Source organism: Actinoplanes sp. CA-015351, assembly GCF_050955685.1.
In the GTDB taxonomy this organism is placed as follows: Bacteria; Actinomycetota; Actinomycetes; order Mycobacteriales; family Micromonosporaceae; genus Actinoplanes.
The window spans coordinates 6508964-6534196 of the sequence record NZ_CP192102.1 but is presented as its reverse complement, the minus strand read 5'-3'; the positions used below and the strand labels follow the sequence as shown (position 1 = coordinate 6534196).

Genomic DNA, 25233 nt, shown 5'->3' with positions numbered 1-25233 from the left:
GGGACGACCACGAGCACAAGCCGGCCTCGGCGCTGTCAGCCCTTGGAGACGAGGGCGGCGTACTCCGGGTGCTCGCCGATGTACTTGGCGAAGAACGGGCAGGACGGGACGACCTTCTGGCCGCGTTCGCGGATCTGGTCCAGGGTCTGCCGGGCCAGCTCGCTCGCCAGGCCGCGGCCCTGCATCTCGGGCGCCGTCTCGGTGTGCAGGATGATCACCGCTTCGCCGCGGATGTGGTAGACGGCAAGGGCGCCCACCTCGCCGTCGACAAGCAGCTCGAAGCGGCGTGCGGTGGGGTTGTCGCGTACCTGAAAGTCGCTCACCCTTCACAGCTTAGGGTTGCCGGAACCCCGTACCCTGGAAGGGTGTTGATCTCCAAGTCTCGCCGCCGCATTGCTTCCGCCGCCGCTGTTGCCGCGCTCGGGCTCACCTTGCTCACCGGGTGCAGCAGCGACAACGTCAACTGCAGCCTCGACGAGTGCACCGTCTCCATCGACCGGGAGACCAACGCCAGCGTGAGTGTCCTCGGTGTCGAGGCGAAATTCATCAGCGCCGACGACACCACGGTCACCCTGGACGTGGCCGGTGAGCAGATCTCGCTCACCAAGGGCCAGCAGGCCGTCGACGTCGCGGGCCTGCAGGTGTCGCTGGACAGCATCACCCAGGACCAGGTCCAGGTGCAGATCTCGCGGTAACACGATCGCGCCATTCGCACATGGGGTTTGACGGAAGTCGCTCTCGGTCACATTGAGGGCATGTCCTCCACGACCTCCAATGTCAAGCAGCGCGCGTCACGCGCCGCCGATAGCAAGCCGCTCGAGTACGTCGCCCGCGGTGGGTTCATCGGCTACGGAATCATCCACCTGCTTTTCGCCTGGATCGCGTTGCAGGTGGCCTTCAGCGGCTCCGGACAGGACAGCGACCAGTCCGGAGCCCTGCAGGAGATCGCCCGCCACTCCTTCGGCAAGACGCTGCTCGTCATTATTGCCATCGGCCTGATCGCGATGGCGATCTGGCAGGTCTTCGAGGCCGTGATCGGCGAGAGCGGCGAGCAGACCCGTGGCGCGACGGCCGAGCGGGCCCTCTCCGGCGTCCGCGCCATCCTCTACAGCTACCTCGCGTGGACCGCGATCAAGGTCGTGCAGGGCGCGAAGTCCTCGATGGGTGACAGCAACGAGAGCACGACGGCCGGCCTGATGGGCTCGAACGGCGGCCGCTGGCTCGTCGGCCTGATCGGCCTCGTGGTGCTCGGCATCGGCATCGGCATGTTCATCTACGGCTGGAAGAAGAAGTTCGTCCGCCACCTCAACACCGGTCAGATGCCGACCGGCACCCGTCAGCCGATCATCCGGCTCGGCATGGCCGGTTACATGGCCAAGGGCACCGCGTACGCGGTCGCCGGTGTGCTGATCGTGACGGCCGCCGTGAAGTACGACCCGGAGAAGGCCCGCGGTCTGGACGCCGCACTCAAGACCCTCGCCGGCAACTCGTGGGGCGTCTGGGTGCTGGCCCTGATCGCCGCCGGCATCGCCGCGTTCGGTGTCTACTGCATCGCTCAGGCCAAGTACCGCAAGATCTGAATCGGCCGGCGGCAGGTGTGAGCTATGTCTGACATCTGCCGTTACCGGTGTGCACGACCTCCCGAGGGGCAAACTAGGGCGCTGGCACAGAACCCTACGTGGGAGGGAAAGCTCAGTGTCCAGCGTTCTGACCGCCGTGCTCGCCGTGGTGATCGCGGCGGGTGCGGCGATCGTGTTGGTGGAGATCGTCCATCGGGTGATCCGTCGTCTGGGTCAGCGATCCGATCTCGCCGCCGACATGGCGAAGAAGATTCATCGACCGTTCCTGGTGACCGTGACCCTGGTCGCGGTGCAGCAGGCGATCCGGGTGTTCGCCGGGGAGTTCCCGTTCCGGGGCGGCGTGATGCACATGCTCGTGCTGCTCTGCATCGCCTCGTCCGCCTGGCTGATCGGCGCGACCCTACTGGTCTGTGAGGACGTCGCGCTCGCCCGCTGGCGTACCGACGTGCCGGACAACCGCCGGCGCCGGCGGATAAAGACGCAGGTGGTGATGCTGCGGCGGGTCACCGTCGCGGCGATCGTGGTGATCACCGCGGGCGTCATGCTGATGACGTTCCCGGACATCCGCGCCCTGGGCGCCAGCGTGCTGGCCTCGGCCGGCGTGATCAGCGTGATCGCGGCGCTCGCCGCGCAGAGCACCCTCGGCAACCTTTTCGCCGGGATCCAGCTGGCCTTCAGCGACGCGATCCGGGTGGACGACGTGGTCGTCGTCGAGCAGGAGTGGGGCCGGATCGAGGAGATCACCCTGACCGTGGTCGTGGTGCAGATCTGGGACGACCGCCGGCTCATCCTGCCGACCTCGTACTTCACCACGAAACCGTTCCAGAACTGGACGCGTACCAGCTCCGCGGTGCTCGGCACCGCCGAGGTCGACGTGGATTGGTCCACGCCGATCGAGCCGTTGCGCGCCGAGCTGCGGCGGATCTGCGAGGGCTCCGAGCTGTGGGACGAGCGGGTCTGCGTCCTGCAGGTCACTCAGGCGACCAGCGGCCTGATCCGGCTGCGCGCGCTGGTCAGCGCCGCCGACGCGCCCGCGCTCTGGGACCTGCGCTGCCTGGTACGCGAGGGCATGGTCAGCTGGATCTGGGAGCACCAGCGGGACGCGCTGCCGCGGATGCGGGCCGAGCTGCGGTCGCCGGAGCCGGTGAAGCTCGCGCACCAGGCGGGTCCCGACGAGGCCGACCGGATTTTCGCCGAGGGGATGGACACGTCGTCGGACGCCGCCCGGGTGTTCAGCGGCGGTCAGGACGGCGATTCGCGGGGGATGGCGTTCGGCGGTCCCGATCCGGCCGCGGTGTCGCGTAGCTGACCCCGCCGTCCGGTCTTCGAAGCGAGGATTGAGCGGGGTGTGATCAGGGCATACCCCGATCACACGGAAAGGGGGACACGATGGCCGATGTCTTGAACGCTCCCGCGGCCACACCGACGACCGCCCAGCCCTCGCGGACGCTCTCCGAGCAGTCCACCGGTGAGCTGGTCCAGCGCGCGAGCGAGCAGCTCAGCAAGCTGGTCCGCGACGAGTTGACGCTGGCCAAGGCGGAGCTGGCGGAAAAGGGTAAGCACGCGGGGATCGGCATCGGGCTGTTCAGCGGCGCGGGTGTGCTCGCCGCTTACGGCGTGGGCGCGCTCATCGCGACGCTGGTCATCGTGCTCGACCTGTTCCTTGACCTCTGGCTCGCCGCCCTGATCGTGACCGTGGTGCTCTTCGCGGTCGCCGGGGTGCTGGCTCTGCTGGGCAAGAAACAGGTGAGCCGCGCGGTCCCGCCCGAGCCGGCGGCCGCCATCGCGGGGCTGAAGGCCGATGTCGACGAGGTCAAGCACGCGGTCAAGGAGCGTACCCGGGTATGAGTGAGACGAATGGTTCCGCGGCGAAGCCGGATCTGGCAGTGCTGCGCGAGGAGATAAAGCAGACCCGAGCCGAGCTCGGTGAGACGGTGCAGGCACTGGCGGCCCGTGCGGACGTCAAGGCCCGCGCCAAGGAACAGGTGGAGCAGACCCGTCAGCGGGTGCTGACCCAGGCGGCGGAGCTGACCGGCCGGGTGCGCGAGGCGGCGGTCACCGCCACCGGGCGCGCGATCCAAGCGTCCGGTCATGCCGCCGAGGCGGCGCGAGAGCCCGTCGCCGAGACAGGAGCGAGGGTACGCGCAAACCCCGCACCCGTTCTGCTCGTCGCCGCCGGCCTGGCGGCGCTCGTGGGAGTCATTCTTATCGTCCGGGGGAGGCGCTGATGGCAGGCAAACTGGAGAAGGTCGCTTTGAAGCCGGTGAACATCGCACTCGGCTTCGCAGCCGGTACGGTCGCCGGACTCCTTTTCAAACAGGCATGGAAGGTCGTCTCCGGCGACGACGATGCGCCGGACGCCGGTGACGAGGACCGCGGCTGGGGCGAGATCCTCGCGGCCGCCGCGCTGCAAGGCGCGATCTTCGCGGTGGTGAAGGCGGCGGTCCATCGTGGCGGCGCCATCGGCACTCGCCGGGTGACCGGTCACTGGCCGGACTAAGGCCTTAAAGATCAACTTCGGTATCGACAGGAGTCTTGCCGGTCCCCCGCTTCGTCACGGCGAAGTGGGGGACCTTTTCCATATCGGCCATCCATTATTGGATTCCTTCGAGGGGCAGCTTTACCGGCCCAATTTCGGGTACAGTGTTGCCAGTTTTTGTGTACGTGGTTCGCTGCTTCTGCTTGACCACGGTGGCGCCACCTCAGTGGTGGGGTCACGAGGACAAGCAGAGGGGACGTCCTCTGAAAGGGCCAGCTCGCGGCGCCGCTGCTCGAAAACGGTCATCGGCCCCGCACTACTGCGGTTGGGCGGGCCGGCATTTTCAGAAGGAGAGTTCAGCATGGCGCAAGGAACCGTGAAGTGGTTCAACGCAGACAAGGGCTTCGGCTTCATCACCGTCGACGGCGGGGGTGCTGACGTGTTCGTCCACTTCTCGGCCATCCAGACGAGCGGTTACCGCACTCTGGAAGAGAACCAGCGGGTTGAGTTCGAGATCGCCCAGGGCCAGAAGGGCCCGCAGGCGGAGCAGGTTCGCCCGCTCTGAGACCACAGCTCCTAGTCGATTGTGCCGGTCGCCAGACCGACACGCCGGCCGCCTGGCGGAGGCCGGCCTGATCGAGTAGCCCCGCACCCTTTCGAGGATGCGGGGCTTTCTCTGTTAATAGCGACTTTCAGCCCTTACCGGCGGTCCGGCGTCGCATCCCCACGACGATCAGAACCAGACCGATCACGGCCACCGCGCCGCCTGCCGCGGCCCACGCCGGCTGATCACTCATGAGGTGATCGGTGAGGAAGTCCAAGCCCTGAAGCGTCCACACCGCGCCGAGGACAAGCGCCACCAGCCCGATCGACATGGTGAGCCAGCCCCGCAATCGCGGTGTCTCGGTTTCATTGTTCACCATTTGTCGTGCACCTGGGGGCGAATCAACTCATCGTAGACGGCCGCGACCTTTTCTCGGGTTTCCGGCGTAAGCGGAGCGAGATCGGCGGCGGTCGCGTTCGCACGAGCCTGTTGCGGGTTACGCGCACCCGGGATCACCACGGTCAGACCCGGCTGATCGATGATCCAGCGGATCGCGAATTGCGCCATCGTCGCGCCGTCCGGCACGAGCGGGCTCAGCCGCCGGACCGCTTCCAGGCCGACCTGGAAGTCGACGCCGGAGAACGTCTCGCCGACGTCGAAGGACTCGCCGTTGCGGTTGTAGTTGCGGTGGTCGTCCGCCGCGAAGGTGGTGTTCTCGTCGTACCGGCCGGAGAGCAGGCCGCTGGCGAGGGGAACCCGGGCGATGATGCCGACCCCGGCCTCCGCGGCCGCCGGCAGGACCCGCTCCAGAGGCTTGAGGCGGAACGCGTTCAGGATGATCTGCACACTGGACAGGCCCGGGCGGGCGATGGCGGTGAGTGCTTCCTCGACCTTCTCCACGCTGACGCCGTACGCCGCGATGCGCTTCTCCTGCACGAGGGTGTCGAGCGCGTCGAACACCTCGTCGCTGCCGAAGACCGCCGTGGGCGGGCAGTGCAGCTGGACCAGGTCGAGGGTGTCGACGCCGAGGTTGGCGCGCGACCGGTCGGTCCAGGCGCGGAAGTTGTCCAGGGTGTAGTTGGACGGCTCCTGCGGCAGGCGGCGGCCCATCTTGGTGGCGACGGTCAGGCCGGGCTTGTCCTTCACGAACGAGCCGACGATCTGCTCGCTGCGGCCGTCGCCGTACACATCAGCGGTGTCGATGAACGTGACGCCCGCGTCGACGGCGGCCTGCAGGGTCGCGTGCGCGTCGGCCTCGGTGACGTCTCCCCAGTCGGCGCCGAGCTGCCAGGCGCCCAGACCGACCACCGAAGCGGTCCGTCCCATCCTCCGAAAATCTCGTTTCTCCACGTCACGACCCTACCGCTCAGCTGATAACTTCAAACAAGACGAGCGTACGGTTTTAAGGGGGTTCAATCGTGTGGGATCCGGTTGTCTACCGGCGCTTCGGCGCGGAGCGGTCCCGGCCGTTCGTCGACCTGGTCCAGCGGGTCGGCGCGGAGCAACCCCGATCGGTCGTGGATCTCGGCTGCGGGCCCGGGGAACTCACGCGTACCCTCGCTCTGCGCTGGCCCGGCGCCAGGGTGAGCGGGCTGGACTCCTCGCCGGAGATGATCGCGAAGGCCTCGGCAGAGGCCGGTTCGGTGGCCTTCTCGCTCGGTGACATCGCAGCGTGGCGTCCCGGGCCGGAGGACGACGTGGTGATCACCAACGCGGCGCTGCAGTGGGTGCCGGAGCATCTCGGCCTGCTGCCGCAGTGGTTCGCCGGCCTGCCGGACGGCGGATGGTTCGCCATGCAGGTGCCGGGCAACTTCGACAGCCCCGGCCATCGGGCCGTGTGGGAGCTGGCCGCCGGTTCGGTGCCGGGGCTGCGCGCCGACCCGGTCGACGACGCCGCCGGTTACGCGGACCTGCTGATCGCGGCCGGGGCGGCCGTCGACGCCTGGGAGACCACGTACCTTCACCTGCTCCCGGCCGACGGCCCGGAGCATCCGGTGCTGCGCTGGATGGAGGGTACGGCGCTGCGCCCGGTGCGGGCCGCGCTCGACGACGACGCCTGGGCCGAGTTCCGCGCCGAGCTGGAACCACGGATCGCCGAGGCCCATCCGGTGCGGCACGGTCTCGTGGCGTTCCCGTTCCGCCGTATCTTCGTGGTGGCCCAGAAACCGCCTGCCTAGGAGAACCCGTTGACCCACGACCTGACCGGATTCATCGCCGGACTCCCCAAGGCCGAGCTGCACGTGCACCACGTCGGCTCGGCCTCACCCCGGATCGTCGCCGAGCTGGCCGTTCGGCACGAGGGCAGCTCACCCGTGCCGGCCGATCCGGAGCGGCTCGCGGAGTACTTCGAGTTCCGCGACTTCGCTCATTTCATCGAGGTCTACCTGAGTGTGGTCGACCTGATCCGCGACGCCGATGACGTGCGGCTGCTCACCTACGAGATCGGCCGCGAGCTGGGCCGGCAGCAGGTCCGGTACGCGGAGCTGACCATCACTCCGTACTCCAGCGTGCGCCGCGGGATCCCGGCGGCGGCGTTCTGCGAGGCGATCGAGGACGCGCGTACCAGCGCGGCCCGCGACTTCGGCGTGGACCTGCGCTGGTGCTTCGACATCCCCGGTGAGGCCGGGCTGGCGGCTGCCGAGGAAACCCTGCGGATCGCCCTGGAGGATCGCCCGGACGGTCTGATCAGTTTCGGTCTGGGTGGCCCTGAGATCGGGGTGCCGCGGCCGCAGTTCAAGCCGTATTTCGACAAGGCCCGGGCGGCCGGGCTGCACAGTGTCCCGCACGCCGGCGAGACCACCGGACCGGAGACGATCTGGGACGCCATCCGTGAGCTGGGCGCCGAGCGGATCGGCCACGGCATCTCCGCGGCGCAGGACGAGCGGCTGATGGCGTACCTCGCGGAGAACCAGATTCCGCTCGAAGTGTGTCCGACCTCGAATGTGCGTACCCGGGCTGTCGCGTCGCTCGACGAGCACCCGATCGCGAAACTGGTGGCCGCCGGGGTGCCGGTCAGCATCAACTCCGACGACCCGCCGATGTTCGGCACCACCCTGGAGCACGAGTACGCGATCGCGGCCCGGCTGCTCGGGCTGGACCGCGCCGGCGTGGCCGGGCTGGCACGCGACGCGGTCCGGCACAGCTTCCTGGACACCGCCGGGAAGTCCGCGCTGATCGCCGAGATCGATTCGTACAGCTCGATTTATGGGTAGAGCGGGTCCTGCCAGCAGACGAGCATGGTCAGCGTGCCGATCGTCAAGATCGTCAGCCAGCGGACCAGGCGCCGTCCGTTGAACCGGGCCGGACCCTCGTCCGGCTCGGTTTCCTTCCTGCTCAACACATCGGGCATCAACATCTCCCTGCTGCTTGTCCAGTCGGGAACGGGGTGGTCAGTCGGGAACGGCCGTCCAGCTCTGGTGACGCTGGCCGGTGTCCTCCTGGAGCACCAGCACCCGATGCGCGCCGAAGCGCTGGGCGCCGACGCCGATCACCAGGTCGCCGGTGGTGCTGCGCACCGTGAAGCCGTAATCGGAGGCCTGCAGCGTCCAGCGGGCGCCGTCGGCTGCGTAACAGTCGCCCTGCACCAGCGGTGCGCCGGCGACCGGCTTGCCGGCCAGGGCGACCGCACACCGGTTGCTGGCCCGGGAGACCAGCGAGTACGTGCCGTTCTCCGCGGGCACCAGCTGCCACTGCTGCTGGGCGCCGCCGTCCTGGTCGCCGAGGGTCACCGGGGTGCCGTCGGTGTCGCGGGCCGCGTACAGGTCGGCCGCGCCGCCGGTGAGCGAGTTGGTCAGCACGAACCAGGAGTTCTGCACCGGCCGGGCCGCCGGGGCGGTGACCGCGGTGCCCTTCGCCAGGTACCCGAGCTTGGTGTTGCGGACCTCCACGACGTATTTGGCGTCCGGCTTGAGGCCGATCAGCCGGGCCCGGGTGGATTTCGTGGTGGCCACCGGCTCGCCGCCGACGGAGACCTCGTACTGCGCGTCGTCGGCTCCCGAGCTCCAGGTGAGACGGACCGACGTGCTGGTCGCCTCACGGATCTCCAGGACCGCCTGGACGCCGTCGTTGGTGGTGCCCGGCGCCTCGGCCGGCGCGCCCTCCGCGGTGTCGGCGTCGGCCGGGGCGGGCGCCACGGTGTGCGCGACCTCCTCGATCGGCGGAAGGGTCGACTCACCGGTCACCGACGCGCTCGGCTCGGGCGCCGGGCTCTCCGACACACCGGCGTCCGGCGCCACGCTCTCCGAGACGCTCGGTGACGGCGCGGCCGGGCTCTCCGGGGCGCTGGGCGCCACGGTGCTCGGCGCCGGCGAGACCGGTGTGGCCGCCGGGGCGGACGTCGCGGGCGGAGCGGCCTCGACGGTCGGGTCCGGCACCACCGCGCCCGGAGCGTCCGGGATGTCATCGCCGCCGTCGCTGCGCAGCAGGAAGTCGCTGAGCGCCACGTTCCAGTGCAGGTCCAGGTAGCTGTCCTTCTTCGGGTTGGTGCTGAAGTAGTCGTCGTTGCCGCAGTCCAGCCGGATCTCGTGCTTCTTCGGGCAGACGTTGCGCACCGGCTTGCCGGAGCGGTCCTCGCCGCAGAGCAGGTCGAAGTCGTCGGTGCAGCTGCCCGCGCCCGTCGAGTTCGGTGAGTCGATGAGCACCGCGCCGAGCGTGTGGGTCAGCTCGTGCGCGGCCATCGCCGAACTCCAGCAGCCCGCGTCGACCCGGGCGTACGACGGGCCGCCGTTGTTGCGGTTGCCCCGGCCCGGACGGGTGTCGGCCACGAACGACGAGATGCCGCAGTAGACGTTCGCGTCCGAGAAGATCAGGTACTTGCGGTCGGTGCGGTTGTAGCCGAGGTCGCGCAGCGCGTTGATGCTGCCGGTGAACGAGTTCAGCGAGTCGTCCGGCAGCTGCACCTCGGCGACGTCGACGCGGCACTCGGGCGTCGTGACGTACCGGATGTGGCGGGAGCCGCCGGTCTCCCCGGCGCTGGCGTCGTAGATCGCGTCGACGCCGGCGGCCCAGGTCCGGAACGAGTTGAGGAACTTCGCGTACCGGCTCGGGGCGGTCGACTCGTGCAGGTAGAGCAGCTGCACCCGCTTGCCGCTGCGGCCGTCGCCGGAACAGGCCACGTCCTCCGGGCCGAGGATGAAGTCGGCCTGGCCGGGCGCCGCGTCCGGGATCAGCGCGGGCGCGTCGGCGGTCAACGCGCTGCCGCCCTCGTCGCGGGCGATCTCGGCGTCCAGCGGCACCGCGCCGGTCTCCCGGCTGACCACTGTCACCTGGCGTGCTGAGCTCTCCGTCACGGGGGCTACGTCACGGCGTACCGAAAGGCCTGCCGGAGCCGAGTCCGGACCGTGCGTGCAGGTCTGCTCGTAGAGCAGATAGCTGCCGGAGCAGAGCGAGCCTTTCGAGGCGAGCTTGAGTCCGCTGTAGACCAGGCCCTGCTCGGGCGCGTCGGTCGGCAGGGCGGAAAGGGCGAAACGGTCCACCTCGTCGGTGGGGGCCGCGCCGATGACACTGGGACCGACCACACCGCCGACACCGAGCAGTGCGACGCCGAGCGCTACCGGAAGGAGCCGGAAGGCTGCGGAGCGTGTGCGTGGGCGGTGGTCGCCTGCCGCGCGACGCCGCCCCGGGGGCGACTCGCGGAACGCTGGCCGGCGATGCGCGGACACTGCGTCTCCTCGTCGAACTTGGTGGCGGTGTGAAGCCGGAAACCGCCGAACTGGATCGGTGGGAAGACTGCCAGCCCGGCGGCCGGAGGGGAACGCTTTTAAAAGAGATATAAGCCAGCGCTGTGTCGTACGGGGGACCTGTCCGTCGTAGCCCTTGCTCATTCCCGTCCTCGTTGCCAGCGCTTGCGTTCCGGTGCTTTCTCCCGTGCCGGCCGGCCCCGCCCGACCAGCCCGAACCTGCTGGGTGTCTTCGGTGTCGCGTCCGCGTCGGCGAGCAGCATGACCACGCTCGCCCCGCCCATCGCGGCCCGGTCCAGGCTCACCGAGCCGCCGGTGGCCTGCGCCACCCGGCGGGCGATGTCCAGGCCAAGGCCGGTCGAGCCCTGGTTGCTCTGGCCGCGCCGCAGCGCCTGCTCCGGATCGTCGATGCCGGGACCGGCGTCGTCCACCCGCAGCGCCACCCAGCCGTCCCGGCGGGAGAGGCCCACCTCGAACGAGGTGCCCTGCGGGGTGTAGCGGAAGACGTTGCCGAGAACCGCGTCCAGCGCGGCGGCCAGCTCGGCCCGGGCGACCGGGACCGGGATTCGCAGGTGCGCGCCGACCACCCGGTACTGCCGGTCCTGGTCGCCGGCGAGCGCGGACCAGAACATCATCCGCTCGCGGACCACCTCGCTGGCGTCGCAGAGGCCGTCCTCCGGAGCGGAGAGCTGGGCCGCCACCGCCTGCCGGGTGGTGTTGATCAGGCTGTTGACCTCGTCCTCGAGGGTGGTGATCGCGGTGCGGATCCGCCGGATGCCCCGACGGCGGTCCAGCTCGGCGGGGGAGAAGTCCCCTATTTGGGTGTCGTCCGGGTCCAGTGCCTCGGCGTCCAGCCGCAGCGCGGTCAGCGGCGTGCGCAGCCGGTGCGACAGGTCGGCGACCAGCTCCCGCTCGTCGGTCCGCGACGTGACCAGGCGGTCGGCCATCCGGTTGAACGCGTACCCGGCCTCGGCCAGCTCGCGCGGGCCGGACGGGTCGATGCGCACGGCGAGGTCGCCGTCGCCGACCGCGAGCGCCGCGTCGACCAGGTGCCGGGCCGAGGAGACGGCGCCGCGGGCCAGCCGGTCGACCACGAAGACGGCGCCGCCGACCAGCAGGACCGCGAGGCCGAGCAGCAGCCACCAGTCGCGGGCGGTGTCCTTGTTCAGCTCGGACGACGGGACGAACGCCTCGATCACCGAGTGCCGCTCGCCGATGGTGATCGGCACCAGGCGGACCACGCCGCCGTCCACGTCCTCGACGGTGGGTTCCAGCGAGGTGGACGCCTTGTCGATCAGCACGGCGCCGGCCCGGCCGCCGGCCGTCGGCGCGATGCCCGGGGTGTGCACGACGGTGCCACCGCCCGCGAGCGCGAGCGCCGCGGCGACCCCTTTCGCATTGGCGCCGGCGGTGAGCGCGCCGGCCACGGTCGCGGTGCGCTCGGCGGCCGCGGCGAAGGCGGCGTCCCGATGGTCGTTACGCAGGTTCCAGCCGAGCGGCACCAGGAAGATCAGTGCGACGGCGGCGGTGGTGGCGGCGGTGGTGTAGGCCAGCCGCAGCCTCAGTCCGGCGCCACCAACCGGAATCCGACCCCCCGCACGGTGCGCAGGAAGCGGGGCTTCGCCGCGGACTCGCCCAGTTTCCGGCGAAGCCAGTACAAATGCACGTCGATGGTCTGGTCCTCGCCGACCGATGGCTGTCGCCATACCTCCTCCAACAGCTCGCGGCGGGACACCACACGGCCCGGACGGGCGGCGAGGTACGCCAGAAGATCGAATTCCTTGCGGGTCAGCGCGAGTGGCTGGTCCCCGAGGGCGGCGCTGCGCTCGCCGACGTCCACCCGGAGCTCGCCCACCTCGTAGACGGCCGGTTGCGCGGCCCGGCTGGCCCGGCCCACCCGGCGCAGCACGGTGGCGATCCGGGCGTCCAGGTGAGCGCCGGTGAACGGCTTGACCATGTAGTCGTCGGCGCCGGCCCGCAGCAGGCGCACGACGGTCTGCTCGTCGTCGCGTGCGGTGGCGATGATGATCGGCACATCGGTGATGCCGCGCAGCATGCGCAACGCGTCCGAACCGTCGAGATCGGGCAGTCCGAGATCCAGCACGACCAGGTCCGGCGTCTCCGCGGCGACGCGCCGCAACGCTTCCAGAGCCGTGCCGACGGCGTGCACGGCATGCCCCCGGTCGGCAAGCGATCGGAGCATGGCACCGCGCACGACATGATCGTCTTCGACGAGCAAAACCGTGGCCATGCGAAGACCGTAGCGTCCCGCGCAAGGAGAACCTAAAGGGTGATCCAGCGAGACTCTTTGATGACTCTCGGTGATGGATTACGATCCGAAGCGCTGATGTCATTCACTCTTTTCCCCGGTACGCGACTCGCGTTGGCCCTGGAGAGCCTGGCCGGTCTCAGCGTCGGCGACGCCCTCGGAGCCCAGTACTTCGTGCCCGGAAACAAGCCGGCGGACCTGGTCGAGGGCCGGGTTCCGGACGGAACCTGGGAGTGGACCGACGACACCGAGCAGGCGTGCTGCCTGGTGGCGACCCTCGCCGAGGGCTCCTTCGACCGCGATGCCTTCGCCGAGATGCTCGGCCGCCTGCACGACCCCTATCGGGGGTACGGCCCCGGCGCCGTGGTGATGCTGCGCCAGATCCGCGACGGCCTGCCCTGGCCGATCGCGGCGGCGGCCGCCTTCGACGGCGAAGGCTCCTGCGGCAACGGCGCGGCCATGCGCGCCGCGCCGCTGGGCGCCTGGCATGCGGATTCACTCGCGCACGCGGCAGCACAGGGGGTACGCGCCGCCGAGGTGACCCACTCGCACCCGGAAGGCATCGCCGGCGGTGTGGCCGTCGCCGTCGCCGCCGCGGTGGCCGCCGCGGCCCGGTTGCACGGCCACCGCCCTTCGCCCGGCCAGATGCTGCTGGCCGTGGCCGCGCACACCCCGGCCGGCCTGGTCCGCGAGGGCCTCGTCGAGGCCACCACGATCCGCCGGGCCGACGAGGCGGCGTACCGGCTGGGCAGCGGCGCTCGGGCGCTGGCTCAGGACACGGTGCCGTTCGCGCTCTGGGCAGCGGCTCATTGCCTGTCGGACTACCCGGCCGCGATCACGGCGTGCGTCTCGGCGGGCGGCGACGTGGACACCACCGCCGCGATAGCCGGCGGCGTGGTGGCCGCGCATACGGGCCTCGACGGCATCCCGGGGGAGTGGCTGTCGACGCGAGAGCCGCTGCCTGCCTGGCTGGACACAGCCGACGGCGAGCAATAGCAGTCGGTGCGTTGGTGCGTTGGTGCGTTGGTGCGTTCGTTCATTCGTGCGTTCGTTTGTCCGTTCGTCCGTGCGTCCGTCCGTTCGTCCGTGCGTCCGTTCGTGCGTTCGTGCGTTCGTGCGTTCGTTCGTGCGTGCGTTCGTGCGTCCGTTTGTCCTCCTCCGGCAGGGCGTTGAGCGCACGCGGAGCGGGTTCGGTCGGGCGGTGAGCGCATGCGGGGCGGGTTGCTTGGGCGGTGAGCGCATGCGGGACGGAGGTGAGCCGCGAGCCTGCGGCGTCTGACTCAGGACCAGCTGGGCCACGTTCGTCATGGGTCGCGTGGTTCGGCCGTTCACAGTTGAACCGGCAAGCACGGATCTGCAGGCCGGAGCGCTCGTCGCGCCGAATCGTCACGAGCGGTGAGTGCCGGGCGGGATGCTGCCCGCATTGAGGCTCGATCTTGGAGACCTGTGGGTGCTCTGACCTCCACCGGTCTCCACAAAGCCAGCACCAACCGCCATCGTGGTGACTACGCGTCACCCGGGACCTCGCGAACCACCCTGAAACGACCGCCCGCAGCGGTGGCTACCGGGAAGTTGTGAGTTTGTGGTCGACGGGACGGTTGAACCGCACAAGATCTGCGGCAACGCCTCACAGCGAGAGTTGTCGCCGCGCCCAAATCTGTAGCCGGCCCGCAGGATGGCGAAAACTCAAGTGGTCGCTCCGACATGAGGCTTGCCTGCCGATCTTGAGCCTTTCTCCACCGCCGGGTGTGTACAAAAGCTCAAGATCGGCCGGGAGGGCGGCTTTTCGGTGGCGCAAAGGGCGCAAATAGAGCAAAGAGCGCCGATGGCTGCTTGGAAGGAGGTCGAAAGCGCACGGTGGGCTCGGGCGCACGGTGGGCTCGGGCGCACGGTGGGCTCTGGGCTCGGTGCTCGTGCTGTGTGAGTTGACCACGGTCAGGGCGTGGACTCGGGCGCACGGTGGGCTCGGGCGCACGGTGGGCTCGGGCGCACGGTGGGCTCGGGCGCACGGTGGGCTCGGGCGCACGGTGGGCTCGGGCGCAGGGTGGACTCGGGCACACGGTGGACTCCAGGCACGGGAGGTTCTGTTGCGTTCGGGGAGGCCGTTGGGCGTACCCATGAAGGGAGGGTGAGGGGAAAATCGCTGGCCGCGCCGGTCGGGGTGTGGGAAAACGGGACGGATAGCATCGTGGGGCCCGGATTGCCGTGGGCTCACCGTCTGAATGGAGAAATACCGTGTCTGCACTCCGTAACCCCGCTGTGGCCGACCCTCTAGTCGTCCCGGCCGGGACTACGGCGGCCGACGCGGTGGCCGCCGCCGGTCTGCCGGCGCACGGACCGAAAGCGATCGTCGTGGTGCGGGACGCCGACGGGCGGTTGCGCGATCTGAACTGGGCGCCTGCTGCTGACGCCGAGGTGGTGCCGGTCGCCATCGATGAGCCGGACGGGCTCGATGTGCTGCGGCATTCGGCGGCGCACGTGCTTGCGCAGGCGGTCCAGGATGTCTTTCCGGACGCCAAGCTTGGGATCGGGCCGCCGATCCGGGACGGGTTCTACTACGACTTCGACGTGGAGAAGCCGTTCCAGCCGGACGATCTCGGCAAGCTCGAGAAGCGGATGCAGGAGATCGTCAAGGCGGGGCAGACCTTCCGCCGGCGGGAGTACGCGTCGCTCGACGAGGCCAAGGCCGAGCTGGCGAACGAGCCGTTCAAGCTGGAGCTCGTCGACATCAAGGGTGACGTCGACGACGAGGCGAAAGCGGTCGGCGCCGGTGAGCTGACCCACTACGACAACATCAACAAGGACGGCGAGCGGGTCTGGGGCGACCTGTGCCGCGGGCCGCACCTGCCGTCGACCCGGCTGATCCCGGCGTTCAAGCTGATGCGCTCGGCCGCCGCTTACTGGCGCGGTTCGGAGAAGAACCCGCAGCTGCAGCGGATCTACGGCACCGCGTGGCCGTCGCGGGACGAGCTGAAGGCGTACCTGAACCGGCTCGCCGAGGCGGAGCGTCGTGACCACCGCAAGCTCGGCACCGAGCTGGACCTCTTCTCCTTCCCGGACGAGATCGGTTCCGGTCTGGTGGTCTTCCACCCCAAGGGCGGTGTGATCAAGCGGGAGATGGAGGACTACGTCCGGGCCCGCCACATCGAGGAGGGCTTCCAGTACGTCGGCACCCCGCACATCAGCAAGGAAGGCCTGTTCCACACCTCGGGCCATCTGCCGTACTACGCGGACACGATGTTCCCGCCGAGCGAGCTCGAAGGCGCGAAGTACTACCTCAAGGCGATGAACTGCCCGATGCACAACCTGATCTTCAGGTCGCGGGGGCGGTCCTACCGTGAGCTGCCGCTGCGCCTGTTCGAGTTCGGCTCGGTGTACCGGTACGAGAAGTCCGGCGTGGTGCACGGCCTGACCCGGGTCCGTGGCCTGACCCAGGACGACTCGCACTCGTACGTGACCGCCGAGCAGGCACCGGGCGAGATCAAGCACCTGCTGGCGTTCGTCCGCTCGCTGCTGGACGACTTCGGCCTGGACGACTACTACCTGGAGCTGTCGACCCGGGACCCGAAGAGCGACAAGTTCATCGGCTCGGACGAGCAGTGGGAGAAGGCCACCAGCGTTCTTGAGGACGTGGCCAAGGAGACCGGCCTGGAGCTGGTGCTCGACCCGGGTGGCGCGGCGTTCTACGGTCCGAAGATCAGCGTCCAGGCGAAGGACGCGATCGGCCGGACCTGGCAGATGTCGACCATTCAGTACGACTTCAACCAGCCGGCCCGGTTCGGTCTGGAGTTCCAGGCGGCCGACGGCACCCGGCAGGAGCCGGTGATGATCCACTCGGCGAAGTTCGGCTCGATCGAGCGGTTCTTCGGCGTACTGGTGGAGCACTACGCGGGCGCGTTCCCGGCCTGGCTCGCGCCGGTGCAGGTGGTGGGCATCCCGATCCGTGACGACCACGCCGACTACCTCGCGGAGTTCGTTGCCAAGCTGCGCAAGGAAGGCATCCGGGCCGAGGTGGACTACTCCACCGACCGGATGCAGAAGAAGATCCGGACCGCGCAGCAGCAGAAGATCCCGTTCATGGCGATCGCCGGTGACGACGACGTGAGCGGCGGGACCGTCTCGTTCCGGTACCGCGACGGCTCGCAGCGCAACGGCGTATCGATCGACGAGGCTGTGGCGCACGTGGCCGAGGTGGTGCGTTCGCGTACCAACGTGGGGCCGTCCGCGGCCTGACCGTTTCTCAGCTCACGCTCGCGCCGTCCGCGGCCTGACCGTTTCTCAGCTCACGCTCGCGCCGTCCGACCGGAAGTACGGACGGCGCGAGCGGAGGGCTGGATGCGGTTCCGGACACCACCGATGGCCCGGACCGCGGCGAGCAGGCGGCTGTTCCCCGTGCATGCCTAGTATTTGAGCCGTGGACGACGGCCTTCAGCGGCTCTGGGCGCCGCACCGGATGGATTACATCGCCGGCCAGAACCAGCCTGAGGGCTGCCCGTTCTGTGTCGCGCCGGGGCTGCCGGAGCCCAGCAGCCTGGTGGTGGCGCGGGGTGAGCTCGTTTACGCGCTGCTCAACCTGTATCCGTACAACCCCGGGCATCTGCTGGTCTGCCCGTACCGGCACGTCGCGGACTACACCGATCTCACCGAGGCCGAGGTGGGTGAGGTGGCGGCGTTCACGCGTACCGCGATGAAGGTGGTCCGGGCGGTGAGCAACCCGCACGGCTTCAACATCGGGATGAACCAGGGCTCGATCGCCGGCGCCGGGATCGCCGCCCACCTGCACCAGCACGTGGTGCCGCGGTGGGGTGGCGACGCCAACTTCATGCCGGTGATCGGAGCGACGAAGGTGTTGCCGCAGTTGCTCGCCGACACCCGGGAGCTATTGGTGAAGGCCTGGTCCGCCGTTTAGCCTGCGGATGCCCTCAACGATCTCCTCGGCGGACGGGGCGGTCGCCGGGTCGGTGAGCCACTGGGTCAGAACGCCGGACATCAGCGCCATCTGAACAGACCCGACCGTGCGGATCGTCGCCTTGTCCAGGTCGCCCTCAAAAGTGCCGGTGACCATTGCGGCCATCCCGCTGCGGCCCTCCTGGAGGCCGGCCGCGAGCTGAGCGCGCAGGTCAGGCATGTGCTCGCTGTGGATCAGCACCTCGACGCTGGCCAGCCAGAGCGCCCGGTGCGACTGGATCGAGCCGATCACCCGCTGCCAGAAGCGCAGCATCGGGTCGGCGGGGTCGTCGTCCTTCTCCTCGGTGAGCGCCTGCCCGAACGCCTCACCCCAGTCCTCGATGGCGCTGAGCATCGCGGCGGTCAACAGGGCCTTTGTCGAGCCGTAGTGATATCCGATCGAGGCGAGGTTGGTGCCCGACGCCGCCACTATGTCGCGCGCCGTCGTCTGCGCGTACCCCTTCTCCAGCAGCGCCTTCTTGGCGCCTTGCAGCAGATCTTCGCGATGGCCCATGTTCGTGATCCTAACTTCTATACAAACGTATAAGACGTTTGTATAGTCGAGTCATGACGAATCGCAAAGCGTTGATCTCAGGTGCGGGTGTCGCGGGTCCGGCTCTGGCGTACTGGCTGGTCCGGTCCGGGTGGGACGTCACGATCGTGGAGCGGGCGCCGGAGCTGCGTGCCGGTGGCTACAAGGTCGACGTCCGGGGCGCGGCCGCGACCGTGCTGCAGAAGATGGGGCTGCACGCGGCGGCCAAGGAACGGGACACCAGGATGCAGCAGGTGACCTATGTGCGGCGCGACGGCCGCAAGATCGCCTCGTTGCCGGCGGATCTGCTGATGGGGCGCCGCGGTGACGACCTCGAGATCATGCGGGGGGACCTCGGGGTTCTGCTCGCCGACGCTTGCGGCGCTGAGATCGTTTACGGTGACAGCATTTCCGGGATCTCCGAGAAATCGGTGACTTTCGCCAGCGGCCGCACCGGTGAATACGACGTCATCGTCGCTGCTGACGGGCTCAACTCGACCACCCGGCAGCTGGTCATGCCGGAGGTCACGCTCGACCACCTCGGCGCCTACATCTCGATCTTCGAGGTCCCCAACGATCTGGGCTTCGAGCGCGAAGAAATCATGTACACCGAGCCCGGCCGGCTGATCTTCGCCTATGCCATGGACGCCGACGGACCGGCCCGGGTCGGCATGACCTTCGCGTCCGAGCCGCTGGCGTACGACCGCCGTGACGTCGGCGCCCAGAAGGACCTGCTCCGGGCGGCCTTCGCGGGCCGGGGCTGGCGCAGCGACGACTTCCTGGCCGCGCTCGACCACGCGCCGGACTTCTACTTCGACTCGCTGAGCCAGGTCCAGGCGTCGTCGTACTCGTCGGGCCGGGTCGTGCTGCTCGGCGATGCGGGCTACTGCCCGTCACCGGCTGCGGGGCAGGGTACGAGTCTGGCGCTGGTCGGGGCGTACGTCCTGGCCGAGCAGTTGAACAATGGTGGTGGATTCGACGGATATGAGCGACTAATGCGGCCTTATGTAGAGAAAAACCTCGTATTCGGTCGCAAGATGGCCGGCGACATGGTTCCGGCCAGCCGCCTCGCCATCGGGTTCCGTAACTACGGAATGCGCACCCTGAAGTTCCACCCGCGCAAGGAGCAGGTCATCAACAAGGTGCTGGCACCGCTGCACGAGGCGGCAAGCGCCATAACCATCTAGCGAGCGTGTTCCTTCCTGGCCGCATCGGCCAGATGGGCCGGCATCGGCTCGTGGCGGACATAACGACGAGTGAACGTGCCGGTCCCGGAGGTCAGGGCCCGCAGCTCCACGGCATAACGGACCAGCTCGGTGGCGGGCACCTCGGCACGGACGAGACTCGCCTCGCCGTCGGACTCGCTGCCCATCGGCCGGCCGCGCCGGCCGGACAGATCGCTCATCACCGGGCCGACGTAGACCTCCGGAACCTTCACGACGACCTCGTCGACCGGTTCCAGCAGGGTCAGCTGGCCGCTCTCGGCAGCCGCGCGCAGGGCCAGCGCGCCGGCTGTCTGGAAAGCGGCGTCCGAGGAGTCGACACTGTGCGCCTTGCCGTCGTACAGGGTGACCTTCAGATCCACCACCGGGAACCCGGCGACCAGACCGCGCTCCAGCTGGGCCCGGACACCCTTCTCCACCGAGGGGATGTAGTTGTGCGGCACGGCGCCGCCGACCACCTTGTCGACGAACTGGAAGCCCTCGCCCCGGGGCAGCGGTTCCACCTGGATGTCGCAGACCGCGTACTGACCATGGCCGCCGGACTGCTTGACGTGCCGGCCGTGACCTTTCGACCCGGCGCCGAAGGTCTCGCGCAGCGCCACCTTCACCGGTTCGGTGTCCAGCTCGACGCCGCCGGCCCGGAGCCGGTCCAGCACCACGTCGGCGTGTGACTCGCCCATCGTCCAGAGGACCAGCTGATGCGTCTCCGGATTACGTTCCAGCCGCAGCGTCGGATCGCCGGCGACCAGCCGGCCCAGGTTCTTGGCGAGAGCGTCCTCGTCGGACCGGGTCTTCGCGACCACGGCGATCGGCAGCAGCGGTTCCGGCATCGACCAGGGCTCCATGAGCAGCGGCTGATCCTTGCCGGACAGGGTGTCACCGGTCTCCGCGGTGCCCGACTTGGTTATCGCGCACAGGTCACCGGCGATGCAGCTCGGTACCTCGCGAAGCTGGGCGCCGAGTGGGGCGTACACGTGCGCCACCCGCTCGTCGGCGTCGTGGTCGGGGTGGCCGCGCTCGGCCATGCCGTGCCCGGAGACGTGCAGCGTCTGGTCCGGGCGCAGGGTGCCGGAGAAGACCCGGACCAGCGAGACCCGGCCGACGTGCCGGTCGATCGTGGTACGCACCACCTCCGCCACGAGCGGCCCGTCCGGATCGCAGCTCAGCGGCGGCCGGGGTGAGCCGTCCACACCGGTCACCACCGGAAGCTCGTGCTCCAGCGGCGAGGGCGCGCCACCGACCAGGCCGTCGAGCAGCGCGTCGAGGCCGACCCCGGTGCCGGCGCAGACCGGGATGACCGGGTAGAAGTTGCCGCGGGCGACTGCTTTTTCCAGGTCCGGGATGAGTGAGTCGGTGCTGATCAGCTCGCCGGCCACGTACCGATCCATGAGGGTCTCGTCCTCGCTCTCCGCGATGATCCCCTCGATGAGAGCGTTCCGGTCGTCGGCGATCGGGTTCAGGTGCTCCCGCTCGGCCTCACCGGCCCGTGGCGGATAACCCTGGGAGTAGTCCAGGACGCGGAGCGTGACCAGCCCGAGCAGGCCGACGATCGACTGGCCGTCGTCACCGAGCATCGGCTGGTAGATCGGCATCACGTTGTCGCCGAACGCCTCCTGGCAGTCCTGCAGCGCCTCCTCGTAATCGGCGCGCGGGTGGTCCAGCCGGGTGATCGCCACCGCGCGGGGCATGCCCACCGAGGCGCACTCCTCCCAGAGCGCGACAGTGGAGTCGTCCACGCCGTCGACCGCGGACACCACGAAGAGCGCCGCGTCTGCCGCGCGGAGCCCGGCCCGCAGCTCACCGACGAAGTCGGCGAAGCCCGGGGTGTCCAAAAGGTTGATCTTCACGCCGTCGTGCACGAGCGGCGCGCAGGCCAGCGCCACCGAGCGCTGCTGGCGTACCGCTGCCTGGTCGTGGTCGGTCACCGTGGTGCCGTCCGCCACCGAACCGGCCCGGGGGATCGTGCCGGTGGCCGCGAGCAGGGCCTCCACCAGCGTCGTCTTCCCCGAACCGGAGTGGCCCACCAGCACCACGTTGCGAACTCTGCCGGGATCTGTCACCACCGGCGCGGCGGCGCCGGCGAGTCCTTTCTCCGAAGTTTTCTGCGCCATGCCGAGCGCTCCCGTCATTTCAGTTCTGTTGCTTGAATCCCACACCTCGGGCGTTTTAGTGGCAAGGACCACTGTTCCGGATGGTGACGATCCGGCCAACGTGGGGACGGGTGCGTACCACCGCAGGTCGCACGCCGATATGGTGGGACGGCCATGGCAAAGATCGTTCAAACAACTGCCCGTGCCGCCGTCGCTTACGGCGTCAACCCGGTCGCTCGATTCCTGCTCCGGATCGGTGTCACGCCCAACGCGGTCACCGTCGCCGGAACTGTCGGCGTGCTGATCGGTTCCTACTTCGGATCACAGGGGCACCTGCTCTGGGGCACTGTGATCGTAACCGCCTTCGCGCTCACCGACGCGCTTGACGGCACAATGGCCCGCATGAGGGGCGGAACCGGAAAATTCGGTGCCCTTCTGGACTCGTCGATGGACCGGCTCGCCGACGGCGCGGTCTTCGGCGCGGTCGCCTACTACCTGGCGACCGAGGGGATCTGGTGGGGCGTCATCGGCGCCCTGGTTTCCCTGGTGGCCGGTCAGGTCGTGTCGTACGTGAAGGCCCGCGCGCAGAGCCTCGGGCTGAACGCCGACGTCGGCATCGTCGAGCGCCTGGAACGGCTGCTCATCGTCGGTGTCGGTGGCCTGCTCGGCGCTGCCGGCCTGGACTGGGGCCTGCCGGCCGTGCTCTGGGTGCTGGCCGCGCTCTCCCTCTTCACGGTCTTCCAGCGGCTGATCAGCGCGGCCCGGTCGGACGTGCGAGAGCAAGCGCCGGACGTGCGAGAGCAAGCGCCGGACGTGAAAGAGCACGCGCCGGACGTGAGAGAGCAAGCAGAGTGAAGGACAAGCTCGTCGGTTTCGGTTACTCGGCCGGATGGAAGGTCGTTCGCGCCCTTCCCGAGCCGGTGGCGCGGAAACTCTTCACCGCGGCGGCCGACCGGGCGTACAAGGCGAACGGCCGTGGCACCCAGCGGCTGCGTGCCAACCTGCGCCAGGTCGTCGGCCCGGACATGCCGGACACCCTGGTCCGGGACGGCCTGCGGTCGTACGCCCGGTACTGGAAAGAAGCGTTCCGGCTGACGAACCGTACCCGTAAGGAGTACCTCGACGGCTTCTTCATGGAGCCGGAGAGCTACGGGTGGCTGACGAAAGCGGTCCACGACGGCAACGGCGTCGTCCTGGCGCTGCCGCACATGGCGAACTGGGACGCGGCCGCCGCCTGGGTCGTCTCGCACGACTGGCGGATGATCACGGTGGCCGAGCGGCTCAAGCCGGAGGCCGTCTACGAGCAGTTCCTCGCGTACCGGGAAGCTCTCGGCATGCGGGTGCTGCCGCTCACCGGCGGCGAGCGGTCACCGCTTGACGTGCTCGGTGAGCACCTGAAGGACGGGTGGGTCGTTCCGCTGCTCGCCGACCGTGATCTGTCCCGGTCAGGCGTGGAGGTCGAGTTCTTCGGCGGCAAGACCCGGATGCCGGCCGGACCGGCGATCCTCGCGATCCGGACCGGCGCGCCGATCTACGCGGTCGAGCTCTGGTTCGACGACGAGAAGGTCCAGGCACGGATGCGGCCGATCACGCCGCCCACCGAGGGACCGCTGGACGAGCGGGTCAAAGCGACCACCCAGCAGCTCGCCGACGCGTTCGCGGCAGGCATCGCCGATCACCCGCAGGACTGGCACATGCTCCAGAGACTCTGGATCTAGATTTTCGAAAGGGGGACGCCGTGCGGATCGGGATCGTCTCGCCCTACTCCTTCGACGTCCCCGGCGGTGTACAGAACCACATCATGGACCTCGCCGAGGCCCTGATCGGACTCGGTCACGTGGTCAGCGTGCTGGCGCCCGCCGACGACGACGCCGAGTTGCCCGCCTACGTCGTGTCGGCCGGCCGGGCACTGCCGTTGCCGTACAACGGGTCGGTGGCCCGGATCGCCTTCGGCCCGGTCTCCACGGCCCGGGTACGCCGCTGGCTCAAGAACGGTGAGTTCGACGTGCTGCACGTGCACGAACCGCTCTCGCCCAGCCTGTCCTTCCTGGCCGTGCTCTCCGCCCGCGGCCCGGTCGTCGCCACGTTCCACACCGCGATGACCAGGTCCCGGGCGCTCGCCGGGCTGCAGAGCTTCCTCCAGCCGGTGATCGAGAAGATCACCGCGCGGATCGCGGTGAGCGAGCTGGCCCGCAAGGTGCAGGTGGAGCACCTCGGCGGGGGAGCCGTCGAGATCCCCAACGGGGTGGCGGTCGCGAAGTTCGTGAACGCGGAGCCGCTGCCGGGCTGGCCGGGTTCCGGCGGGGCGATCGGTTTCCTCGGCCGGTTCACCGAGCCGCGCAAGGGGTTCCCGCTGCTGCGCACCGCGTTCGTGACACTGGCGGCCAAACGGCCGGACCTGAGGCTGCTGGTGGCCGGACCCGGCGACCGAGACGAACTTTTTGCCGATATTCCCGACGAACTCCACGATAGGGTGGAATTTCTCGGCTTAGTGTCCGAAGCGGACAAAGCGCGGATGCTTCGCAGCGTCGACGTCTACGTCGCACCGAACACCGGCGGCGAGAGCTTCGGCATGATCCTGACCGAGGCGATGGCGGCCGGAGCGGCCATCGCGGCGAGCGACCTGGACGCGTTCCGGCGGGTCCTGGACGGCGGCCGGGCCGGCGCCCTCTTCCCCAACGGCGACGCCTCCGCGCTGACATCCCTGCTGGGTGACCTGCTGGACGACCCGGAACGACGGGCCGAACTGGCCTCCTGCGCGCGTACCGTCGTCGCTACTTTCGACTGGCCGAGTGTGGCCAACCGGGTGCTCGAGGTCTACGCGACATCCATCGAAGCAACCGACGGTCGGGTTTTCGACGACGAGTGGTCGTGACCGAGGTCCCACGAGGAACTGTCCGACACAATCCACCACTACGATGCCCCGCATGTGGTGGGTGGTGGGAGTCGTCGTGCTGGCCGCGATCTTCTCGGCGTACCTCGGCTGGACCGCTCAACGCGTGGAACGTCTGCACGCGCGAGCCCAATCCGCCGAGCGCGCCCTGGACGCGCATCTGGTCCGCCGAGCGGCAGCGGCAGCGGTGGTGGCCGAGCACGGTGACCGGGTGGAGCTCTACGCCGCGGCCCGCCTCGCCCTGGACGCCGACCCCGGCGACCGCGAGTCCGCCGAGAACGACCTCACCCGCCAGCTGCGCGCGATGGACCTCGACCCTGCGGACCCGGCCGCCCGAGCCCTGGTCAACACGAGCCGCCGCGTGGTCCTGGCCCGCCAGGTGCACACCGACCTGGTCCGCGACGCGCTGAGCGCTCGCCGCCGCGTCCTGGTCCGCGTCCTGCGCCTCTCCCGCCGCCACCCCCGCCCGGAATACTTCGACATCGTCGAACCCACCATGCCCGAGCTCCCCCCACCCCTCACCGTCCCCGGCCACACACCCCCACCCCAACGCCCGGTCCAGGCCGTCTGACCTCCCTTTTTGGGTACGAGTCACGGCACCTCAACCGCATCAACGTGCCTCCCGAGAGTCCACCGCGACCCAGCTGCCCACTCACGGCCGTCCGGCGCCTCTCGCGACCGGTGCATGGTCAATCTCAGCCAGCACTGCGGTCGAGCAGCACTGTTGCCGGGTTTCAGCCCGGCCCTAGATGCCGGCGCCCTTCGCGAGCCGGCGTCCTTCGCGAGCCGGTGTCCGTCGCGAGCCGGTGTCCTTCGCGAGCCGGTGCCCAGCGTCCCGCCGAGTGGCCCGTGCCGGCCGTTCCGCGATCTTGGAGTTTTCCGGGTGCGGAGTATCACTCGCCGTGAGCTGCTCGCGCATGTGTGGAGGATGGTGGGGCCCCCAGGCACCGCCAGTTACCAAGATCGGCACGTGATGCCCGCGGGCGCGACACACAGAG

At 69.3% G+C, this 25233-nt stretch carries 27 protein-coding genes; 17 read left to right on the top strand and 10 right to left on the bottom strand.

Annotation, left to right across the window (positions count from 1 at the left end):
* Nucleotides 1-35 precede the first annotated feature (35 nt).
* Entirely contained in the window at nt 36-323 is a 288-nt protein-coding gene (locus ACQP2E_RS29730; protein WP_433826242.1) for a GNAT family N-acetyltransferase, read from the bottom strand.
* A 42-nt stretch (nt 324-365) separates the two neighbouring features.
* Here ACQP2E_RS29730 and ACQP2E_RS29725 point away from each other — a divergent pair, with 42 nt between their 5' ends.
* The 7 genes from ACQP2E_RS29725 to ACQP2E_RS29695 all read left to right on the top strand — a co-directional run bounded on the left by ACQP2E_RS29725 (nt 366) and on the right by ACQP2E_RS29695 (nt 4624).
* Nucleotides 366-695 (top strand): hypothetical protein, encoded by a 330-nt coding sequence (locus tag ACQP2E_RS29725; protein ID WP_433826241.1) that lies wholly within the window; start codon nt 366-368, stop codon nt 693-695.
* 60 nt (nt 696-755) lie between these two features.
* On the top strand, nt 756-1580 hold the full coding sequence (locus ACQP2E_RS29720) for a DUF1206 domain-containing protein (RefSeq protein ID WP_433826240.1): 825 nt from the start codon (nt 756-758) through the stop codon (nt 1578-1580).
* 115 nt (nt 1581-1695) lie between these two features.
* Nucleotides 1696-2889 carry a mechanosensitive ion channel family protein gene (locus tag ACQP2E_RS29715; protein WP_433826239.1) on the top strand — a complete coding sequence of 398 codons (1194 nt, stop codon included), beginning with the start codon at nt 1696-1698 and terminating at the stop codon, nt 2887-2889.
* Between the two features lie 80 nt (nt 2890-2969).
* Nucleotides 2970-3428 (top strand): phage holin family protein, encoded by a 459-nt coding sequence (locus ACQP2E_RS29710; RefSeq protein WP_433826238.1) that lies wholly within the window; start codon nt 2970-2972, stop codon nt 3426-3428.
* The gene (locus ACQP2E_RS29705) at nt 3425-3808 is read left to right on the top strand and encodes a DUF3618 domain-containing protein (protein WP_433826237.1); all 384 of its coding nucleotides are present in this window, start codon (nt 3425-3427) and stop codon (nt 3806-3808) included. Before ACQP2E_RS29710 ends, ACQP2E_RS29705 begins: the two co-directional genes overlap by 4 nt.
* On the top strand, nt 3808-4080 hold the full coding sequence (locus ACQP2E_RS29700) for a DUF4235 domain-containing protein (protein ID WP_433826236.1): 273 nt from the start codon (nt 3808-3810) through the stop codon (nt 4078-4080). Before ACQP2E_RS29705 ends, ACQP2E_RS29700 begins: the two co-directional genes overlap by 1 nt.
* Before the next feature lie 340 nt (nt 4081-4420).
* Nucleotides 4421-4624 (top strand): cold-shock protein, encoded by a 204-nt coding sequence (locus ACQP2E_RS29695; RefSeq protein ID WP_011905669.1) that lies wholly within the window; start codon nt 4421-4423, stop codon nt 4622-4624.
* Between the two features lie 127 nt (nt 4625-4751).
* Here ACQP2E_RS29695 and ACQP2E_RS29690 read toward each other — a convergent pair whose 3' ends face one another.
* The gene (locus tag ACQP2E_RS29690) at nt 4752-4982 is read right to left on the bottom strand and encodes a hypothetical protein (protein ID WP_433826235.1); all 231 of its coding nucleotides are present in this window, start codon (nt 4980-4982) and stop codon (nt 4752-4754) included.
* A complete protein-coding gene (locus tag ACQP2E_RS29685) occupies nt 4976-5953 on the bottom strand; it encodes an aldo/keto reductase (RefSeq protein ID WP_433826234.1) in 978 nt (325 codons plus the stop codon). The genes ACQP2E_RS29690 and ACQP2E_RS29685 overlap by 7 nt, the downstream gene beginning before the upstream one ends.
* A 68-nt stretch (nt 5954-6021) precedes the next feature.
* On the opposite strand from ACQP2E_RS29685, the gene ACQP2E_RS29680 reads away from it, so the two are divergent.
* Entirely contained in the window at nt 6022-6780 is a 759-nt protein-coding gene (locus ACQP2E_RS29680; protein ID WP_433826233.1) for a methyltransferase domain-containing protein, read from the top strand.
* A gap of 9 nt (nt 6781-6789) precedes the next feature.
* Nucleotides 6790-7815 (top strand): adenosine deaminase, encoded by a 1026-nt coding sequence (locus ACQP2E_RS29675; RefSeq protein WP_433826232.1) that lies wholly within the window; start codon nt 6790-6792, stop codon nt 7813-7815.
* On the opposite strand, the gene ACQP2E_RS29670 is transcribed toward ACQP2E_RS29675, so the two are convergent.
* From ACQP2E_RS29670 to ACQP2E_RS29655, 4 genes are all read right to left on the bottom strand, one after another.
* Nucleotides 7806-7952 (bottom strand): hypothetical protein, encoded by a 147-nt coding sequence (locus tag ACQP2E_RS29670; RefSeq protein WP_181557811.1) that lies wholly within the window; start codon nt 7950-7952, stop codon nt 7806-7808. The two genes, ACQP2E_RS29675 and ACQP2E_RS29670, sit on opposite strands and share 10 nt — an antisense overlap.
* Before the next feature lie 40 nt (nt 7953-7992).
* Complete coding sequence (locus ACQP2E_RS29665) at nt 7993-10263, bottom strand: RICIN domain-containing protein (RefSeq protein WP_433826231.1); 2271 nt, start codon at nt 10261-10263, stop codon at nt 7993-7995.
* A 158-nt stretch (nt 10264-10421) separates the two neighbouring features.
* Nucleotides 10422-11840 (bottom strand): HAMP domain-containing sensor histidine kinase, encoded by a 1419-nt coding sequence (locus ACQP2E_RS29660; protein WP_433834092.1) that lies wholly within the window; start codon nt 11838-11840, stop codon nt 10422-10424.
* Nucleotides 11841-11842: 2 nt separating this feature from the next.
* A complete protein-coding gene (locus ACQP2E_RS29655; RefSeq protein ID WP_111649565.1) occupies nt 11843-12532 on the bottom strand; it encodes a response regulator transcription factor in 690 nt (229 codons plus the stop codon).
* Nucleotides 12533-12628: 96 nt separating this feature from the next.
* On the opposite strand from ACQP2E_RS29655, the gene ACQP2E_RS29650 reads away from it, so the two are divergent.
* The 3 genes from ACQP2E_RS29650 (at nt 12629) to ACQP2E_RS29640 (ending at nt 17459) form a co-directional block, all read left to right on the top strand.
* Nucleotides 12629-13546, top strand: a complete 918-nt coding sequence (locus ACQP2E_RS29650) for an ADP-ribosylglycohydrolase family protein (RefSeq protein WP_433826230.1) — start codon at nt 12629-12631, stop codon at nt 13544-13546.
* A gap of 1239 nt (nt 13547-14785) precedes the next feature.
* A complete protein-coding gene (gene thrS / locus ACQP2E_RS29645) occupies nt 14786-16783 on the top strand; it encodes a threonine--tRNA ligase (RefSeq protein WP_433826229.1) in 1998 nt (665 codons plus the stop codon).
* 220 nt (nt 16784-17003) lie between these two features.
* Nucleotides 17004-17459 carry an HIT family protein gene (locus ACQP2E_RS29640; protein ID WP_433834090.1) on the top strand — a complete coding sequence of 152 codons (456 nt, stop codon included), beginning with the start codon at nt 17004-17006 and terminating at the stop codon, nt 17457-17459.
* On the opposite strand, the gene ACQP2E_RS29635 is transcribed toward ACQP2E_RS29640, so the two are convergent.
* Nucleotides 17430-18011 carry a TetR/AcrR family transcriptional regulator gene (locus ACQP2E_RS29635; protein ID WP_433826228.1) on the bottom strand — a complete coding sequence of 194 codons (582 nt, stop codon included), beginning with the start codon at nt 18009-18011 and terminating at the stop codon, nt 17430-17432. The two genes, ACQP2E_RS29640 and ACQP2E_RS29635, sit on opposite strands and share 30 nt — an antisense overlap.
* A gap of 53 nt (nt 18012-18064) precedes the next feature.
* Here ACQP2E_RS29635 and ACQP2E_RS29630 point away from each other — a divergent pair, with 53 nt between their 5' ends.
* Entirely contained in the window at nt 18065-19216 is a 1152-nt protein-coding gene (locus ACQP2E_RS29630; RefSeq protein WP_433826227.1) for an FAD-dependent monooxygenase, read from the top strand.
* On the opposite strand, the gene ACQP2E_RS29625 is transcribed toward ACQP2E_RS29630, so the two are convergent.
* Nucleotides 19213-21363, bottom strand: coding sequence for an elongation factor G-like protein EF-G2 (locus ACQP2E_RS29625; protein WP_433834088.1), 2151 nt, complete (start codon nt 21361-21363; stop codon nt 19213-19215). The genes ACQP2E_RS29630 and ACQP2E_RS29625 overlap by 4 nt on opposite strands.
* 153 nt (nt 21364-21516) lie before the next feature.
* Between ACQP2E_RS29625 and pgsA the strand changes: the two genes are divergently transcribed.
* Genes pgsA through ACQP2E_RS29605 form a run of 4 tightly spaced genes read left to right on the top strand, consistent with a single transcriptional unit; the run spans nt 21517 to nt 24806 of the window.
* On the top strand, nt 21517-22197 hold the full coding sequence (gene pgsA / locus ACQP2E_RS29620) for a phosphatidylinositol phosphate synthase (protein WP_433826226.1): 681 nt from the start codon (nt 21517-21519) through the stop codon (nt 22195-22197).
* The gene (locus tag ACQP2E_RS29615) at nt 22194-23060 is read left to right on the top strand and encodes a phosphatidylinositol mannoside acyltransferase (RefSeq protein WP_433826225.1); all 867 of its coding nucleotides are present in this window, start codon (nt 22194-22196) and stop codon (nt 23058-23060) included. The genes pgsA and ACQP2E_RS29615 overlap by 4 nt, the downstream gene beginning before the upstream one ends.
* A gap of 20 nt (nt 23061-23080) precedes the next feature.
* Complete coding sequence (locus tag ACQP2E_RS29610; RefSeq protein ID WP_433826224.1) at nt 23081-24217, top strand: glycosyltransferase family 4 protein; 1137 nt, start codon at nt 23081-23083, stop codon at nt 24215-24217.
* Between the two features lie 43 nt (nt 24218-24260).
* Nucleotides 24261-24806, top strand: coding sequence for a hypothetical protein (locus tag ACQP2E_RS29605; RefSeq protein ID WP_433826223.1), 546 nt, complete (start codon nt 24261-24263; stop codon nt 24804-24806).
* 174 nt (nt 24807-24980) lie between these two features.
* Here ACQP2E_RS29605 and ACQP2E_RS29600 read toward each other — a convergent pair whose 3' ends face one another.
* Complete coding sequence (locus ACQP2E_RS29600; protein WP_433826222.1) at nt 24981-25154, bottom strand: hypothetical protein; 174 nt, start codon at nt 25152-25154, stop codon at nt 24981-24983.
* Between the last annotated feature and the right edge of the window lie 79 nt (nt 25155-25233).

What these genes read in the sequence shown, in the direction of transcription:
- ACQP2E_RS29625 (WP_433834088.1), bottom strand. Translation starts at nt 21,363, where the DNA reads ATGGCGCAGAAAACTTCGGAGAAAGGACTCGCCGGCGCCGCCGCGCCG.
- ACQP2E_RS29635 (WP_433826228.1), bottom strand. Translation starts at nt 18,011, where the DNA reads ATGGGCCATCGCGAAGATCTGCTGCAAGGCGCCAAGAAGGCGCTGCTG.
- ACQP2E_RS29710 (WP_433826238.1), top strand. Translation starts at nt 2,970, where the DNA reads ATGGCCGATGTCTTGAACGCTCCCGCGGCCACACCGACGACCGCCCAG.
- ACQP2E_RS29605 (WP_433826223.1), top strand. Translation starts at nt 24,261, where the DNA reads ATGCCCCGCATGTGGTGGGTGGTGGGAGTCGTCGTGCTGGCCGCGATC.
- pgsA (WP_433826226.1), top strand. Translation starts at nt 21,517, where the DNA reads ATGGCAAAGATCGTTCAAACAACTGCCCGTGCCGCCGTCGCTTACGGC.
- ACQP2E_RS29700 (WP_433826236.1), top strand. Translation starts at nt 3,808, where the DNA reads ATGGCAGGCAAACTGGAGAAGGTCGCTTTGAAGCCGGTGAACATCGCA.
- ACQP2E_RS29670 (WP_181557811.1), bottom strand. Translation starts at nt 7,952, where the DNA reads ATGCCCGATGTGTTGAGCAGGAAGGAAACCGAGCCGGACGAGGGTCCG.
- ACQP2E_RS29630 (WP_433826227.1), top strand. Translation starts at nt 18,065, where the DNA reads ATGACGAATCGCAAAGCGTTGATCTCAGGTGCGGGTGTCGCGGGTCCG.
- ACQP2E_RS29600 (WP_433826222.1), bottom strand. Translation starts at nt 25,154, where the DNA reads ATGCGCGAGCAGCTCACGGCGAGTGATACTCCGCACCCGGAAAACTCC.
- ACQP2E_RS29690 (WP_433826235.1), bottom strand. Translation starts at nt 4,982, where the DNA reads ATGGTGAACAATGAAACCGAGACACCGCGATTGCGGGGCTGGCTCACC.
- ACQP2E_RS29640 (WP_433834090.1), top strand. Translation starts at nt 17,004, where the DNA reads ATGGATTACATCGCCGGCCAGAACCAGCCTGAGGGCTGCCCGTTCTGT.
- ACQP2E_RS29655 (WP_111649565.1), bottom strand. Translation starts at nt 12,532, where the DNA reads ATGGCCACGGTTTTGCTCGTCGAAGACGATCATGTCGTGCGCGGTGCC.
- ACQP2E_RS29705 (WP_433826237.1), top strand. Translation starts at nt 3,425, where the DNA reads ATGAGTGAGACGAATGGTTCCGCGGCGAAGCCGGATCTGGCAGTGCTG.
- ACQP2E_RS29720 (WP_433826240.1), top strand. Translation starts at nt 756, where the DNA reads ATGTCCTCCACGACCTCCAATGTCAAGCAGCGCGCGTCACGCGCCGCC.
- ACQP2E_RS29650 (WP_433826230.1), top strand. Translation starts at nt 12,629, where the DNA reads ATGTCATTCACTCTTTTCCCCGGTACGCGACTCGCGTTGGCCCTGGAG.
- ACQP2E_RS29695 (WP_011905669.1), top strand. Translation starts at nt 4,421, where the DNA reads ATGGCGCAAGGAACCGTGAAGTGGTTCAACGCAGACAAGGGCTTCGGC.